Origin of the sequence: Nocardia noduli (genome assembly GCF_019038455.1) — a bacterium.
In the GTDB taxonomy this organism is placed as follows: Bacteria; Actinomycetota; Actinomycetes; order Mycobacteriales; family Mycobacteriaceae; genus Nocardia; species Nocardia noduli.
In genome coordinates this window covers 97259-113548 of record NZ_JAFMPL010000011.1, presented here as the reverse complement: position 1 = coordinate 113548, position 16290 = coordinate 97259, and the positions used below count along the sequence as shown (strand labels likewise).

Genomic DNA, 16290 nt, shown 5'->3' with positions numbered 1-16290 from the left:
TTTGTTCGTGTTCGGTGATCGTGTCGTGTGCACCGCCGCTGATCTCGTGCGCGCGGCGCGGTGCGAATTCGCGCTGTTGCGCGCCCTCGACACCGAGCTCGGCACCTTCGCGGCCGAATCGGCGGATTTCGGCGATATCGCCGCGGTGCCCGGTGTCGGTGCGGAACGCGAACGCACACGCACCGATTTCCGGGATCGATTCGGCGACACCATGGTCGAGGTGCGGGCGCCGCATCCCGAACCGGAGGATCCCGAGGCCAGGGTCGCGGCATTGCGCGCCGCCGACGCCGAGACCGACGCGGCACTGCGCGCGGGCGCGGATATCGTGCACGGCGCCACCTTCTTCGACGGCCGGTTCGTCTGCGCCTGCGAATTCCTGGTCCGCGATCAGGCGGGTTACACCGCGCACGGCACCGCGCCGTATCAGCGGGAATCGGTCAGGGAGGCACTGGAACTCGCCGCACTCGAGCTCGCGGCCTGCGCCGACGCCGCGGACGCCCGCGGGATATCCACCGCCACCGCGGTCCGATTGCACTGGGGCCGAGACCTTTCCGATCTGCCGACGGCCGAACTCGTCCCGATCTATCGGTCACTCAGGCGCCGGGTCGAGTGGATCGTGGAGGAGAAACTCAGCGAACTGCTCCCCGTGCAATGGGGTGATCCACGCTTCCTGGCCTGCGGACGATGCCCGACCTGTACCTCGGCGCTGACCACCGCGCGCGATCTGCTGCTCGTGGCCGGACTCGGCAATCCGGCGCGAGCGCGACTGCGCGAGGCCGGGACCGCGACCATCGACCGGCTGGCGGTCACCGAATCCGCGGTCGCCGGACTCTCCCCGCGCACCGTGGGCACCCTGCGGCGTCAGGCCGAAATCCAGCTCGCCGGTGAACATTCCGGTGGCCCGGAGTACGTCGTGTTCGACCCGGACGCGCTGCGCGCGCTGCCACCGCCGTCCCCCGGCGACCTCGCGCTGATCCTGGACGACACCCCCGGCGAACCGCTGCGGATCGAGGTGGGCGGCCCCGGCGTCACCTACCGGACCTACCGGATTCCCGGCGACTCACCCGCCGCGACGGCCGCGCGACGCGACGCTGTGGCCGACACCCTCGATTTCCTCGCCTCGCGACGTCGCGACCATCCCGCGATGCGGGTGTACTACTTCACGCGCGAGGTCCGCGCGGCGCTGTTGCGTCGCACGGGCGGGTACGGCGTCGGCGAGGAGATCGCCGACGAACTGCTGTGCGACGGCGTGCTGGTCGACCTGTATCCGATCCTGCGCAACGCGGCCGTCATCGGGCGGCGATCGTATCGGCTCGAGACCCTGCGCGAATTTCTCGACGACCGCCTCTCTCTCGATGCCGCGGCGGGCGAATCCGCCGACTGCGCGACGATCCTGCGACTGCGCGACTGGTTGCTCGACCGTGCCGCCGACGAACGGATCACCCCGTGGCCGGTGCCGCCCCCGGGCACGCGGTCCTGGTGTGGCCCGGATTCGCAGGGGGCGGAATCGATTCCGCCCGCGCCCCCGTCGTCCATCGAGGCGGCGCTGGCCGAATTCGCGGCGGGTCGCGGCGCGGCGGGTCCCGCGCCGCATCCGGCCGCGCTGATGGCCGCCGCGCTCGGCTACCACCGGCGCGAGCGGCGACCGCTGTGGTGGGCGCATATGGACCGGCTCAGCCACCCGGTGAACGAATGGCCCGAGGCGGCGGGTGTGCTCGTGGCGGACTGGGGCACCGTCGACACCAAATGGCATCACAGCCCGAACCGGCCGACCATGCGGCGCTATCTCACCCTGACCGGACGGATCGGCACCGGTCGCGGCGCGGGCACGACACTGGCGCCGGGCGCGACCGTCTACACCTACTACGACCGCCCGGTGGCCGCGGGCATGGTGACGGCGGTCGGCAGGCGCGCCACCGCGACCGCCACCGTGCTCGGCTGTTCGGTCGACCCGGATTTCGACGATACGGTCCGCCTGGAGGAATTGCTGCCCGCCGGGTGCGAACCCTACGACGATCTGCCCGTCGCCATCGCGCCACAGTTGCCCGCCCGCGACGAGAATGCCGAGAGCGCGGTGGAATTCGCCGCCCAGCAGTTGCTGGTGACACTGCCGGAGATACCGCGCAACGCCGTCTTCGACATCCTGGCGCGCAGGCCGCCCCGGCTGCGCGACGGCGCCGCGTTGCCCGAGGTGCACGGCGATCACGCGGCCGCGATCACCGCGGCGATCCGCGAACTCGACGACTCCTACGTCGCGGTGCAGGGTCCGTCCGGCACCGGGAAGACCTCCACCGCGGCGCGGGTGATCGAACGCCTGGTGACCAAACATCGCTGGCGGGTGGGTGTGGTGGCGCGGTCGCATCCGACCATCGAGAACATGCTGGACGCGGTGGTCGAATTCGGCGTGCTCCCGGAACTGGTGGCCAAGAAGGATGTCGAATCGGTCGCGCCGGAGTGGGCCGTCATCGACGCGGGCCGCTACCAGCGTTTTCTCGACAACGCCGTCAACGGTTGTGTCATCGGTGGCGCGCCGGCGGATTTCGCGAACGAGGACCTGATCGGGCAGCAGGCCCTCGATCTGCTCGTGATCGCCGACGCGGGCGGTTTCGCGCTGGCGGAGATGATCTCGGTCGGTCCGAGCGCGCGCAATCTGCTGCTGATCGGCGATCTCGCGCCGACGACGGCGCACGCCGCGCATCAGGAACCGGTCGGGGAATCGGTGCTCGGTTGGCTGGTCGAGGACCGGGCCACCCTGTCCGCCGAACGCGGCTACTTCCTCGACCGGAGCTGGCGGATGCATCCGCGCGTCTGCGAGCCGATCTCACGGCTCTACTACGACGATCGGCTGCGGTCCAACGAAACCATCACGCTCGCACGCCAACTCGACGGGGTGGTGCCCGGCATCGAGGCCGTGCTGGTCGATCACCTCGGCAATACCACCGAATCGGAGGCCGAGGCGCGCGAGGTGGTCCGGCGGGTGCGCACGCTGCTCGGCGTCTCGTGGACGGTCGGCACGATGACCCGCCGCCTGCATCCACACGACATCTTCGTCGTCGCGCCCTACGGCGCCCAGGTCGGCCGGATTCGCACCATGCTGGCCCGCGCCAAGATCGAGGACGTCCTCGTCGGCACCCCGGATCGCTTCCGCGGCAGGCAGGCTGCGGTGGTCCTGCTGTCGATGACCACCTCCACCCCCGCCGACGCGCCCTACGGCATGTCGTTCCCGCTCTCGCGCGGTGTGCTGCACGCCGCGCTGTGCCGGGCGATGTGGAAGGCGGTGATCATCCGCTCAACGCTGCTGACCGAATATCTGCCGTCCACACCGCGCGAGGTGACGGATCTGGCGCGGTTCCTCGAACTGACGGCCGCGCCCAGCTGAGCGCGGCGGATCGCGCGGAGTTCGGTGCGGACGGACGCCGACAGGAACGCTGCGTCGACCGGACTCGAATGCCGAGCAGACTACGACGTCGACAGTTGAGCGCCGAACAACGTCGACGCCGAGCAGATTTCGGCATCGACCGGAGTTGGGCCCAGACTGAAATCCGAGGCCGTCAGCCGAAGCACTGACCTTCGCCGCGATAGGTGGGGACCGTGCTGCGCGTGCCGTCCTCGTCGACCAGGTGGATCCGATCGAAACGCTCGCACAGTTCGCCCGCCTTGGCGTGCCGGAACCACACCCGGTCACCGATGCGCAGCCCGGACGCCGACGACAGCGGGGTCTGCACCTCGCCCGCACCCTCGGTACCGATCAGCCGTAATCCGGTGGGCCACACCGGCTTCGGCACACGAGACGGACCGGTCGGTCCGGAAGCGATATAACCACCGGCGAAAACGGTCGCGATGGACGGCGTCGGCCTGCGCAGCACGGACGTGGCGAAGAACAGGGCGGGACGCGGGGTGAACGCGCGGTAGTTGTCGAACAGCGTCGGCACGTACAGGCCCGATCCCGCGGTCACCTCGGTGACCTCGGGATCGGCGATACTGACCTCGATCGAGCCGGTGCCGCCGCTGTTGACGATCCGCAACGGGCCGACCACCGAGCGCACCGCCGCCAGCACCTCGGTGCGCCGGGTGGCGATCTCGGCGGCCGAGAGTTTCTTGACCAGGCGAATCGCGATATTGCTGTCGGGAAGTCCGGCGATCTGCGCCTCGTAGGTCATCACGCCGACGACATCGAAACCGCGATCCACCGCCGCGCGGGCCAGTGCGGCGGCCTGATCGGGCGTGCGTATCGGGGAGCGGCGCACGCCCAGATGGATCGGGCCGACCCGCAGCGAGGCGTCGACATCCAGGCAGATCCGCGGCCGGACCCGGTCGCTGCCGACCGCGGCCCTGATCAGCGCGAGTTGCTCGGTGTCGTCGACCATCAGGGTGATGGAATCGAGCAGCGTCGCGTCGCCCGCGAGTTCGGCCAGGGCGGCCCGGTCGACGCTCGGATAACCCAGCAGCACGTCACGGGCGCCGAGCCGAACCAACCAGATGGCCTCGCGCAGCGAATACGACATGATGCCCGCGAAACCCCCGGCCGGTCCGGACCCGAGCACTTCCTCGAGGACGGCGCGACAGCGCACTGATTTACTCGCCACGCGAATGGGGACCCCGCCCGCCCTGCGCACCAGATCGGCGGCGTTGGCACGCAGTGTGGGCAGGTCGATGGCGGCAATGGGCGGATCCAATTCGGCGGTTGCCGCGTGGAGCCGCGCGATCGGCGAGGTCACCGTCCCCACTCAACCACCAAACTGGTCAGACGTCCAGCTCCTGTCAGTACGTGTCGGTCGCACGTCCCGCCAGGCCGCTGACCAGGTCGTCCAAGACGACCAACGCGGTCTCGTCATCACAGTCGGCGAGCCACCGCAGCACCGTGCCCTGCAACATCGCGGCCGCGTACGCGGCGATCGACTCGACCGGTTCCAACCATTGCGTGCCCGACCGGGCCGCGCAGAGGTCGAGGAACCACGCGACCTCGGCATCCATGTCACGGAACATCGCGCGAGCCGAAGGGTCCGGCGCGCAATCGGGCGGGACGTCCCATCGCTCGCGTAATGCGTTGACGGTCGCCTCGTATGCTTTTACCTGTTTGGTCGGCGCGGCCTTGACCATCGGCCAGTACGCGCTGACCCCGGCGTGCAACAACACTCGTAGTGCTCGCACACCGGTGAAATCGAGCGAGGCGGCCGCCTTCTCCACGGCCTCGCAGATCGCCGGCCGGAACCGCACCTCTGCTATCTCTCCACGTGCGCTCAACGACGACTCCCTCGGCGAAAAAACTCGCGCAAACTGCGGCGCGACTCGCTGAACATTGCGACCACTCCCACCGACCTCTTCATTGAGATCACGGGGCTGCCCGGTCCAACGTTCACCAATGGTAGAGGGTTATCAAGGTTTAAGAACGGGTTCAATGGGTAATTTCAGACTGAAAGAATGTTTTGTTACCCAAACGGAATGGCTTCGCGACCATCCCTGGGCGCTGATGAAACCTCGTTCTGGGTGCGGTCTCGTCGACCCTCCCGGCGAGAGACACCTCGATCCACTGTACGGACGATTTCGGGACCGCCCGGTGTCGCTGTGGCGCACAACACAGAGCGATCCTCGCGAACCGGTCATCAGAATTTCGCCGAGCGAACGATTCCCACGGCAACCCCCGGCCGATAGCCTGGGTCGGTGACTCTCCCGACCCCCGTCGACCAGTTCTTCATCTCCGGCACCTTCAACTTTCGCGACACCGGCGGCCTGCGCACCGCCGACGGCGCGACGGTCCGTCCCGGCGTCCTGCTCCGCTCGGCCCAACTCAGCGGCCTCACCCCCGACGGCCACGCCACCATGCGCGAACTCGGCGTCACCGACGTCTACGACCTGCGCGGACTGCGGGAGATCGACCACGTCGGGCACGACAACCTGCCCGACGGTGTCCGGCTCAACATCACCCCCTTCGACTCGCGCATGGGCGAGCGGCCGCCGCACGAGGCGCGCACCTCCTTCGGCATGGCCCACATGCTCGAGGTCTACCGGTTCTTCCCCGCGCTGCCCGAGGCCCAGCGCGCGATCGCGTCGATCGCCGACTCCGTGCTGCGCGGCGAGGGCGCGGTCCTGGTCCACTGCGCGGCGGGCAAGGACCGCACCGGCTGGGCGGTGGCGACGCTGCTGTACGCGGTCGGGGTCACCGAATCCGATATCTTCGCCGACTTCCTGCGCAGTAACGAGGCGGTCCCCTCGCTGCGCGCGATGTTGCAGCCGAAAATGCCCGAGGGGGTCGAACTGACCGCCGATCTGCTCGGTGTCAGGAACGAATATCTGAACGTCGCCGTGGCCGCGGCGCTGGAACAGCACGGTGACTTCGACAGCTATCTCGAGGCCATCGGTCTCACCGCGCAAGTGCGCGCGCGATTGCGCGAAACGATGCTGGAGTAATCAATCGATGCGTGGAAATCCCGACTGACCCGCCGCACCGCGACGGACCAGGCCGTCCGCGTCGATGGTGACCTGATCGCCGGTGTGGAACCAGCTGCCGGTGAAGCGATCGGCGGTCGCCTCGGGATCGTTCCAGTAGCGTCGCGTGACATTGGGCCCCCGACACAGCAACTCACCGTGCCCGGAGCTCGCGCGCGGCCCGAACAGCGCCAATTCGGTACCGCCGAAAGGGAATCCGAGGACGGCGGCATCCGCTTCGGCGCGGTCGTCGACGGCCAGACCGATACCGCTGGTCTCGGTCGCGCCCCAGACCGACCACTGCCGCGCGGCGGGAAAGATCTCACGCAGGGCGGCCGAGGGCGTCGCGCCCGCGGCGGGGACGAACATGCGTTCGGCGCGATGTCCGGCACTGCTGATCCGCGACACGCCCTCGGTGCGCATCCCGTCCTGACGCAGCGCGGCCAGTTGCGGTAGTAGGCGGGCGAAAAGTCGCGGGGTCGCCGAGACCATGTCGACCCGTTCGGTCGCGATCCCCTCGGCGAGTTTCCCGGTATCGGGGGCGAGTACGACGGTGCCGCCGACCGCGAAGGTGGGCAGCAACTGATCGACGCAGCCGCTGGCATGGGCCAACGGCAGTAGCAGCAGGTTCCGCAGTCCGTCGGTCGGCAGGTCCAGCGCACCGACCACCGACCGGATGGCCGAGAGCAGATTCTCGTTGGTCAGCTCCACGCCCTTGGGCTCGGCGTCCTGGCCCGTGGCGCCCGGCGCGGGGCCGCTGGTGTAACAGAGCAAGGCCAGATCGCTCAGCGCGGCGCCGTCATCGATAAAGGCCGCGCCGTCTGGCAGTTCGTCGCCCGCGCCCGAGCCGAGGACGAAATCCGCTCTGCTGTCGGCGATCACGCGTTCGGCCACCGCCGCGGGCAGACCGTCGTGGACGAGAACCGGCACCGCGCCACTGAGCAGCGCCCCGAGGAAGGCCTGCACCCAGCGAGCGCCGACGGGCATGTGGATGGCGACGCGGTCGCCGTATCCGATGCCGTGCTCCTGTAATCCCCCGGCGATCCGCGAGGCGGAATGCCACAGCTCCCGGTAGGTGAACCGGGGGCCGCCGATCTCGACCACCGCCTCGCGCTGGGCGAACGCGTGCACCTGTAGATCGAGCAACTCGGTGAGCGCGGGGGTGAGATTGCCGTACCTGAGTACACCGTCGGCGCCGCGAGCCAGCGGGTTGGCGCACACGGGCGGCCCGGCCATGGGGTATTCGACCAACAACTGCTGCGACATTCGTCCTCCGCGCGCCTCGAGCGACCAGGCACCTGCGACTATATGACGTGGATCACAATCCCGCTGGGTTAGCGGCGATACGTGTCATGTCGGACACGCCGGTCAACGACCGGTGTAGGTTGCCTTGCCCGGTCCGACCTCCAGAAAGCTGCGCACCGCGCCGCGCAGATCCTCGGTGTCGAACAGCACGCCGGAAACCTGCGGGGTGACCGAATCGGCGTGTGCCACACCGCCGGAACGCCAGGCCGCGACGATCTGTTTGGTGGCGGCGTGCGCGCGGGTCGGCCCCTGTGCGAGCCGGTGGGTCAACTGCCTGGCCGCGGTGTCGACATCCTCGTGCACGGCGTTGACCACACCCCAGTCGGCCATCGTCGCCGCGTCGTAGAGATCGCCGGTCATCACGAATTCGCGGGCGCGCCCCGATCCGGCGCGCTCGGCCAGCCGCTGCGGGCCGCCCATCGACGGGGTCAGCCCGACCACCGTCTCCACCAGACCGAACCTGGCCTTCGGGGCGGCCAGGATGATGTCGCAGGCCAACGCGATCTCGAAGGCCGCGGTCAGGGTCAGGCCGTGCGCGGCGAAGATCACCGGGCACGGCAGCGCTTCGATCGGATGGATGATCTGCGCGAACAGGGTGCGCCACAGTTCGGCGCCCTGTTCCACCGACAACCCGTCGAAGACGTGCACGTCGACGCCACCGGAGACGACCTTGCCTTCGGCGCGCAGCAACACCGCCCTGGGCGGGCGCGCGGCCAATTCCGCGATATCGCCGACCAGCGAGTCGAACATCGCCTGGTCGAACAGGTTCAGCGGCGCGTTGGCGAAGGTGAGGATCGCCACCTCCGCGCCGCCGTCGGTGACTTCACGTTCCAGCCGGGTCGCCTTCGATTCGCTCATCCGGTCAGCCTAGAACCCGGATCTGCCAGACTGTGCCGGTGACCAAGTCGGCATCCGAATCCGGTACCTACGTCGAGTCCGGCGAGTTCAAACGCGACACCAACTACATCACCACCCGGATCACCGCCGACGGCCGTGACGGCTACCCGGTCGAGGCGGGCCGCTATCGGCTCATCGCCGCCCGCGCGTGCCCGTGGGCCAATCGGACGCTGATCGTGCGCAGGTTGCTGGGCTTGGAGAACGCGCTGTCGCTCGGACTCTGCGGGCCCACCCACGACAAGTTGAGCTGGACCTTCGATCTCGACCCCGGCGGTGTCGACCCGGTGCTCGGCATCGCCAAGCTGCGTGACGCCTACCTCGCCGGATTCCCCGACTATCCGCGGGGCATCACCGTCCCCGCGATCGTCGATATCGCGACCGGTCGGGTCGTGACCAACGACTACGCGCAGATCACGCTCGACTTCTCCACCGAATGGACCGCCCTGCATCGCCCCGGCGCGCCGCTGCTGTATCCGGAACCGCTGCGCGAGGAGATCGACGAGGTGAGTCTGGCGATCTTCCGCGACGTCAACAACGGGGTGTACCGCTGCGGTTTCGCCGGGACCCAGGACGCCTACGACACGGCCTACGACCGGCTCTTCACCCGGTTGGACCAGCTCACCGAACGGCTGGAGGGGCAGCGCTACCTGGTGGGCGACACCATCACCGAGGCCGACGTCAGACTGTTCACCACCCTGGTGCGCTTCGACCCGGTCTATCACGGACATTTCAAATGCAACCGGAGCAAACTCAGCGAGATGCCGGTGCTGTGGGCCTACGCCCGCGATCTCTACCAGACCCCCGGTTTCGGAGACACCATCGACTTCGGCCAGATCAAGACCCATTACTACGTGGTGCACACCGATATCAATCCCACCCGGATCGTGCCGAAGGGACCGGATCTGTCGGGCTGGCTCACCGCGCACGGCCGCGAATCGCTCGGGGGACGCCCCTTCGGCGACGGCACGCCGCCACCGCCGCCCGTACCGTCGGAACAGGTGCCGACACCGGTCCTGCCGTAGACCGGGTATATCGGCCGTAACGGGGAACCCGTCGAGTGATGCGGTTCGTTGCCGCGTTGGGCCGAGCAATCCTCGGTGCCATAGAGTTCTGCCAGCGAATGCTGAGACTAAGGGGTTCTGCCGATGAGGCACAGCGCGTTCGAAAAGACCGTGGTCACGCTGCTCGAGAACGGATCGAAGCTACAGGGCCCCGCGGTGGAGAAGTACATCGACATGGTCCGGCGCTCACACCCCGACGAAACCCCGGCTCAGATCATCACCCGGCTGGAACGGTTCTACCTGCTCGCGGTCACGGGCAGCGGTACGGCGGCGGGCGCGACGGCCGCCATGCCCGGTGTCGGCACCGTCGCCTCGCTGGCGACGATCACCGCGGAGACCGCCTTCTTCCTCGAGGCCTCGGCCCTGTACACCCTCGCCATCGCCGGGGTGCACGGCATCGCGCCGGAAGCCAAGGAACAGCGCCGCGCGCTGGTGATCGCCGTCGTGCTCGGTGACGCGGGCATGGACATCGTGGAGAAATCGGTCGGCCATTCGGCCAAGAACTGGGGCACGCTGCTCGCCACCCGCGTCCCCGGCCTGTCCGGGATGAACGATTCGCTGATGAAGCGTTTCATCATCCGATTCCTGACCAAGCGGATGGCGCTGATGGCGGGCAAGGTGATCCCGATGGGTATCGGCGCCGTCATCGGCGGTGTCGGTAACCGCGCCCTTGGCAAGACCACGATCGCCAACGCGCACAAGGCCTTCGGCGCGGCGCCGACCAGCTGGCCCGCGTCCAGGCATCTGGTCATCGAAGCGGATCCGCTGAAGGCGATCGATCCGTCCGCACCTCGGCGGACCCCGGGCCCGCGGTGACTCCAGCACGCCCCGCTTTCTCCGTTCGCGGATTGACCAAGCGCTACGAACAGACCGTGGCGATCGAGGATGTGACCTTCACCGTCGACACCGGCACCAGCGTCGGCCTGGTCGGGCCCTCGGGCGCGGGTAAGTCGACGGTGCTGCGCATTCTGCTCGGCCTGGTGCGTCCGACCACCGGCACCGCGTCGGTGGGCAGCCCCGGCTCGGTGGCCGGTATCGGCGGCGGGTCGCCCGTCGGCGGCATGCTCTCCCCGCGCGGGCTGCATCCGGCCCGCGCGGCCCGCGACCACCTGTCGATCCACGCCGCCGCCGCGCGCGTGCCCGACGGGCGGGTCGAGGAAGTGCTCGACTCGGTCGGGCTGTCCGGCCACGCCGACACCAGGATCTCGGCGTTGAGCGCCGGACAGCACACCCGGCTCGCCCTGGCGACCGCGCTGCTGGCCGACCCGCCGCTGCTCATCCTGGACGAACCGGCCGAAGGTCTCGACGCCGCCGAACGCGGATGGTTGCAGGATTTCCTGCGCGGGCACAATCGCAGGGGCGGCACCGTGCTGCTGTCGAGTACGTCGCTGGCCGCGGTGGTGCCGATGGTCGACAACCTCGTCGTGATGAGCGAGGGCGCGGTGGTCTACCAGGGCACCCCGACGAAACTGCGGCGCGGACATCCGGACCGGCTCGTCGTCGCCGCGTCCACCCCGGTGGCGCTCGCGACCGTGCTCGCCGCGCGCGGCTACACCGACGCGGTGATCCGCCCGGACGGCAGACTCGCGGTCGCCGACGCGACCGAATCGCAGATCCGGGACGCCGCGCATACCGCGGGTGTACGACTGGACAGCGTCACCGCCGATCCGATCCACCCGGATCGGGTCCTCGCCTCGCTCACCAAACCGAAAACCGCCGCACCGACACCGTTCGCGGCGTCCGCCCCGTACCCGAACCACCCCGTCCAGCAGCCGACGTCCTACGGAATTCCACGGTGATCACCCTTCTGCCCCCGGATCTCGTCCCCGCCGTCAACTCCGAACTCCGCAAAGCCGCGACACTGCGCTCGAACGCGATGCTGGCCGCCCTGCTGCCCGCCGTCGCCCTGGTGGCGTGCCTGGCGACCAGCGTGCGTTCCGGCCCCGCCGACCCCGAAGCCGATCCGGCCACCGGCGCCGCCTCGATCGGGCTCTACGCCGCGATCGCGGTGACGATCCTGGCGGCGGCCGTCTTCGGCGCGGCGGGCGCGGGCGCGGAATTCCGGTATCACTCGATGCCGGTCACCGCGCTGTTCACCACCGACCGCGACCGCCTGATCGCCTCGAAACTGCTGGTCACCGGGGCCATCGCGCTGACGGTCGCCGTCGCGGTCGAACTCGTCGGCTTCGCCTGCCTGCTGATCTTCGGGCGCGGCAAGGTCGAGTTCGGCACGCAATTGGTCACCGTGCTCGGCGGCGGATTACTCGCCACGACCTGCTGGTCGCTGATCGGCGCCGGGCTGGCCCTGGTACTGCGGAAATCGGGCGCGGCGATCGCGGTGCTGCTCGGCTGGCTGCTGATCGCCGAACCGCTGATCTGGCTCATCGCCAACGCCGTCGGGATGGGTGGCGTCGCCACCCTGCTCCCCGGATCGGCGACCATCGCCACGGTGGCCGTCGGTTCCTTCCCCGACAGCGACATCCTCGCGCCGACACCGGCCGCCGTCGTCGTCCTGCTGCTGTGGACCATCGGCAGCGCGGGCGCGGGCTGGTGGTCCCTGCGCACCCGCGACCTCTGATCCACGCCTGATCCGCGGATCTCACCCGAACGCGCGCCACCCACCACCGCCCAGCGCGCGGCGCCGCGGCGACCACGCGGGAATCAAAGCGCGTCGCGAGACGTCGTAACGTCGGGGATACGAACAGGGGTGAGTGGGAAGTGCTGGTGGCGGAGTTGGACGGGCGTGCGGCGCGACGGCCGGGGTGGATTCGACGATTGTGGGCGGCGAGCCTGGTCTACCGGGGCACGCTGGCCGGGGTCGCCGCGGCGGTGGCGCTCGGCGCGGTGGTCGAGGTCGCCGCTCCCCTGCTGACCAAACGCGCCGTCGACGCGGCGGGCGTCGGCGATACCGAGGTGATCGGGGTGGTCGCGGCCCTGCTCGCCCTGCTCGCCGCCGGACGGTTCGTCTCCTCACTGACCAGGCGGGTACTGGCCGGGCGACTGTCCTTGGATATGCAGCACGCGATCCGGGTGGATCTGCTCGCCTCGTTGCAGCGTCTGGACGGGGCCGGACAGGACACCATCCGGACCGGGCAGGTGGTGTCGCGATCCATCACCGATCTGCAACTGGTGCAGGGCCTGGTCGCCATGGTGCCGTGGTCCGGCCTGGCGCTGCTGCAATTCGTGCTCGCCGCGGCGGTCATGGTGTGGCTGTCACCGCCGCTGGCCGCGGTGGCACTGCTGGTCGTGCCCGCCATCGCGCTCGTCGTCTACCGGATGCGGCCGCGCCTGTACGCGGCGACGTGGTCGGCGCAGCAGCGCGCGGCCGATCTGGCCCAGCACGTCGAGGAAACCGTCACCGGCGTCAGGGTGGTGAAGGGTTTCGGGCAGGAGGCCAGGATGGTCGACCTGCTGGAGAAACACAGTCGCGACCTCTACGCCGAGCGGCTGCGCGCCGCGCGCGTCGACTCGAGGTTCGCACCGGTGGTCGCCGCCGTACCACAGGCCGGAATGGTCGCGGTGATCGTCGTCGGCGGGCTGCTGGCCCTGCACGGCCTCATCGGCGTCGGCACCTTTCTCGCCTTCGCCGCCTACGTCGCGACCATGACCGCCTCGGCCCGGACCATGTCCTCGGTGGTGATCATGGCGCAGTTGACCCGCGCCGCCGCCGAACGAGTGTTCCAGGTCATCGACACCGCACCGGTCATCGCCGAACCGGCGCACCCCGCGCCACTGCCCGACGGCCCGCTCGGCATCGATATCCGGTCGCTGAGTTTCGGATTCGACCCGGACCGGCCGGTGCTGCGCGATCTCGACCTCGTGGTGCACCCCGGCGAGACGGTGGCGATCATCGGACCCGCGGGCTCCGGCAAATCGACGCTCGCGCTGCTGCTGCCGCGTTTCTACGCGCCGGATTCGGGCAGCATCCACCTCTTCGGCACCGAGGCCGATGCACGGGCAGCCGTCGACTCCACATCCGGCGGTGTCGGAGCGGCCGGGTCCGACTCCGCCGCGCGGGGCCGGTACGAACCGACGGACGGTTCACCCACCGACGGTCGATGTCGGTCCGTCGACATCTCCGACGTCAGCGCCGCCGACCTCCGATCCGCCGTCGGCGTCGTGTTCGACGATCCCTTCCTGTTCTCCGACACCATCGCCGCCAATATCGCGCTCGGCCGGACCGACGCCACCGACGCCGAGGTCAGGCAGGCGGCGAAACTCGCCGCCGCCGACGATTTCATCAACGAACTCCCCGACGGCTACGACACCGTCGTCGGCGAACGCGGGCTGACTCTCTCCGGCGGTCAGCGCCAGCGGATCGCGCTGGCCAGAACCCTGCTGGCGCGTCCGCGCATCCTGGTGCTCGACGACGCCACCTCCGCGGTGGACGCGGTGACCGAGGCCGCCATCTTCGACACCCTGCCTGACCGGGGTGGGCGAACCACGCTGATCCTGGCGCACCGCGAATCCACCCTCGCCCAGGCCGACCGGGTGATCCGGCTGCCCGCCCCCGAAGCGCCCGCCCTCATCGTCACCGCCGAACCGGCGCGCGGGCGCGAGGCGACCGGCGGTCCCGGAAACTGGTCCGGCATCACCAACGCGTTGAGCGAAACCCCGGAACTGCGCCGCAACATCGCCCGGCTGCCACCGGCCACCGACCGTCCCGTCGACGACGACCGCGCGCTGCGGCAACCCGAACCGAATTTCCGGCTCGCGCGGCTGCTGCGCCCGGTCCGGCTGCTCGTGCTCACCGTGGTCGCGTTGCTCGCCGTGGACGCGCTGCTCGCGATCGCCTTCCCGCCGCTGGTGCGCTACGCCATCGACGACGGTGTCAGCGGTGACGACGCCGGGGTGCTCACCCGCGCCGCCGTGATCGGAACCGTCCTCGTCGTCGCCGGACTACTGGTCGGCATCGTGACCACGGTGCTGACCGCCCGCACCGGCGAACGCGTGCTCTACGGGCTGCGCATCCGCAGCTACGCCCACCTGCAACGGCTCGGACTCGACTACTACGAGCGCGAACTGTCCGGCCGGATCATGACGCGCATGACCACCGATGTGGACGCGCTGTCGACCTTCCTACAGACCGGGGTCGCGACCACCCTGATCGGCGGACTGACGCTGATCGGCATCGCGGTCGCGCTGCTGGTCATCGATGCCTCGCTGGCCGCGGTGGTACTGATCGCGCTGCCGCCGCTGTTCGGGGCGACGCTGCTGTTCCGTCGTGTCTCCGACACCGCCTACACGGTGTCGCGGGAACGGGTGTCGGCGGTGAACGCCCACTTCACCGAGAACGTCACCGGTCTGCGCGCCGTTCAGGCCAATCGGCACGAACCGGTCGCGGCCAGGCGTTTCGCCGAGTATTCGGTGCGCTACCGGCATTCGCGGATGCGGGCGCAGTGGGCGATCGCGACATATTTCGCCTCCGTCATCGCCTGGGCGGATCTGGCTCTGGCGGCGGTGGTGTTCATCGGGGCCCGCGAGGTGGCGGCGGGCACCACGACGGCGGGCACGCTGATCGCCTTCGTGCTCTATCTGGAACTGCTGTTCGGTCCGATCATGCAGCTGTCGCAGGTCTTCGACGGCTATCAGCAGGCCAGGGTCGGCCTGCGCCGGATCGGCGACCTGCTGCGCACGCCGTCGTCCATCGCGGCCGATCCGCCCGACGCGGTCGCGATCGGTGGGTCGTTGCGCGGCGAGGTCGGATTCGACGAGGTCCGCTTCCAGTACTCGGGGGCGACGAACCCGGCGCTGGACGGGGTGTCGCTGGAGATCGCGCCCGGCGCCACGCTCGCACTGGTCGGTCCGACCGGCGCGGGCAAGTCGACCATCGTCAAACTGCTGGCCCGGCTCTACGATCTGCCGCCCGGCGGTGCCGACGGCGGGGTCGGCGCGATCCGGGTGGACGGTGTCGACATCCGCGACTACCGGCTCGCGGACTACCGTTCCCGGCTCGGCATCGTGCCGCAGGAAGCTCACTTGTTCACCGGCGACGTCGCCAGCAACATTGCATTCGGACAACCATCCGCGAGCGCCGAACGGATCGCCGCGGCCGCCGAAGCGGTCGGCGCGTCGGCGATGATCGCGGCGCTGCCGTTGGGGATGCGGCAGCCGGTCGGCGAACGGGGACGCGGGCTGTCCGCGGGACAACGTCAGCTGATCGCGCTCGCCCGCGCGGAACTGGTCGACCCCGATCTGTTGCTCCTCGACGAGGCCACCTCGACCCTCGACCCGGAGACCGAGGCATCGGTGCTGGTAGCGAACCGATCACTGGCACGTGGACGGACCACCGTCGTGGTCGCGCATCGGCTCGGCACGGCCGCTCGGGCGGATCGGATCGCCGTGGTCGACCACGGCCGGATCGCCGAGATCGGCACCCACGACGAACTGATCTCGGCCGGAGGACAGTACTCGCGCCTGTGGGAGGCGGCTACCTCGCCCTCTCGTTGAGCGCCGAACGTGGTACAGGCGACAGTCTGCCGGGACGAGGGAATATTCTCGTTGCCGGACGAGTCTGCACAGGTGAGTTCTGGAATGTCCGGTGGTGGGTAGCATCGCCGATTTGCTGCTGGGCCTATCCTCAATGAGGGCGCATCGGCGC

At 69.5% G+C, this 16290-nt stretch carries 11 protein-coding genes; 7 read left to right on the top strand and 4 right to left on the bottom strand.

Translation table 11 applies throughout. The features are described from left to right. The first annotated feature begins 7 nt into the window (after positions 1–7). Entirely contained in the window at positions 8–3379 is a 3372-nt protein-coding gene (locus JZ792_RS09715; protein WP_308165229.1) for a bifunctional RecB family nuclease/DEAD/DEAH box helicase, read from the top strand. 172 nt (positions 3380–3551) lie between these two features. On the opposite strand, the gene JZ792_RS09710 is transcribed toward JZ792_RS09715, so the two are convergent. Together JZ792_RS09710 and JZ792_RS09705 are read right to left on the bottom strand one after the other, a co-directional pair. Continuing rightward, on the bottom strand, positions 3552–4718 hold the full coding sequence (locus JZ792_RS09710; protein WP_216909063.1) for an amino acid deaminase/aldolase: 1167 nt from the start codon (positions 4716–4718) through the stop codon (positions 3552–3554). 43 nt (positions 4719–4761) lie between these two features. Further along, positions 4762–5244, bottom strand: a complete 483-nt coding sequence (locus JZ792_RS09705) for a TetR family transcriptional regulator (protein WP_216909061.1) — start codon at positions 5242–5244, stop codon at positions 4762–4764. Positions 5245–5661: 417 nt separating this feature from the next. On the opposite strand from JZ792_RS09705, the gene JZ792_RS09700 reads away from it, so the two are divergent. Next, the gene (locus JZ792_RS09700; RefSeq protein ID WP_216909059.1) at positions 5662–6408 is read left to right on the top strand and encodes a tyrosine-protein phosphatase; all 747 of its coding nucleotides are present in this window, start codon (positions 5662–5664) and stop codon (positions 6406–6408) included. Here JZ792_RS09700 and JZ792_RS09695 read toward each other — a convergent pair whose 3' ends face one another. Both JZ792_RS09695 and JZ792_RS09690 read right to left on the bottom strand, forming a co-directional pair. After that, entirely contained in the window at positions 6409–7692 is a 1284-nt protein-coding gene (locus JZ792_RS09695) for a class I adenylate-forming enzyme family protein (protein WP_216909057.1), read from the bottom strand. It lies immediately after the preceding gene. 102 nt (positions 7693–7794) lie between these two features. Continuing rightward, complete coding sequence (locus JZ792_RS09690) at positions 7795–8589, bottom strand: enoyl-CoA hydratase/isomerase family protein (RefSeq protein ID WP_216909055.1); 795 nt, start codon at positions 8587–8589, stop codon at positions 7795–7797. Positions 8590–8627: 38 nt separating this feature from the next. Between JZ792_RS09690 and JZ792_RS09685 the strand changes: the two genes are divergently transcribed. The 5 genes from JZ792_RS09685 to JZ792_RS09665 all read left to right on the top strand — a co-directional run bounded on the left by JZ792_RS09685 (position 8628) and on the right by JZ792_RS09665 (position 16139). Further along, on the top strand, positions 8628–9650 hold the full coding sequence (locus JZ792_RS09685) for a glutathione S-transferase family protein (protein ID WP_216909053.1): 1023 nt from the start codon (positions 8628–8630) through the stop codon (positions 9648–9650). A gap of 123 nt (positions 9651–9773) precedes the next feature. Beyond that, positions 9774–10505: a hypothetical protein gene (locus tag JZ792_RS09680; RefSeq protein ID WP_216909051.1), complete on the top strand. Its 732-nt coding sequence runs from the start codon at positions 9774–9776 to the stop codon at positions 10503–10505. Between the two features lie 32 nt (positions 10506–10537). Continuing rightward, positions 10538–11488: an ATP-binding cassette domain-containing protein gene (locus JZ792_RS09675; RefSeq protein ID WP_254189563.1), complete on the top strand. Its 951-nt coding sequence runs from the start codon at positions 10538–10540 to the stop codon at positions 11486–11488. After that, positions 11485–12267: an ABC transporter permease gene (locus JZ792_RS09670; protein ID WP_216909047.1), complete on the top strand. Its 783-nt coding sequence runs from the start codon at positions 11485–11487 to the stop codon at positions 12265–12267. The genes JZ792_RS09675 and JZ792_RS09670 overlap by 4 nt, the downstream gene beginning before the upstream one ends. A gap of 146 nt (positions 12268–12413) precedes the next feature. Further along, complete coding sequence (locus JZ792_RS09665; RefSeq protein WP_368858154.1) at positions 12414–16139, top strand: ABC transporter ATP-binding protein; 3726 nt, start codon at positions 12414–12416, stop codon at positions 16137–16139. Positions 16140–16290: the final 151 nt, after the last annotated feature.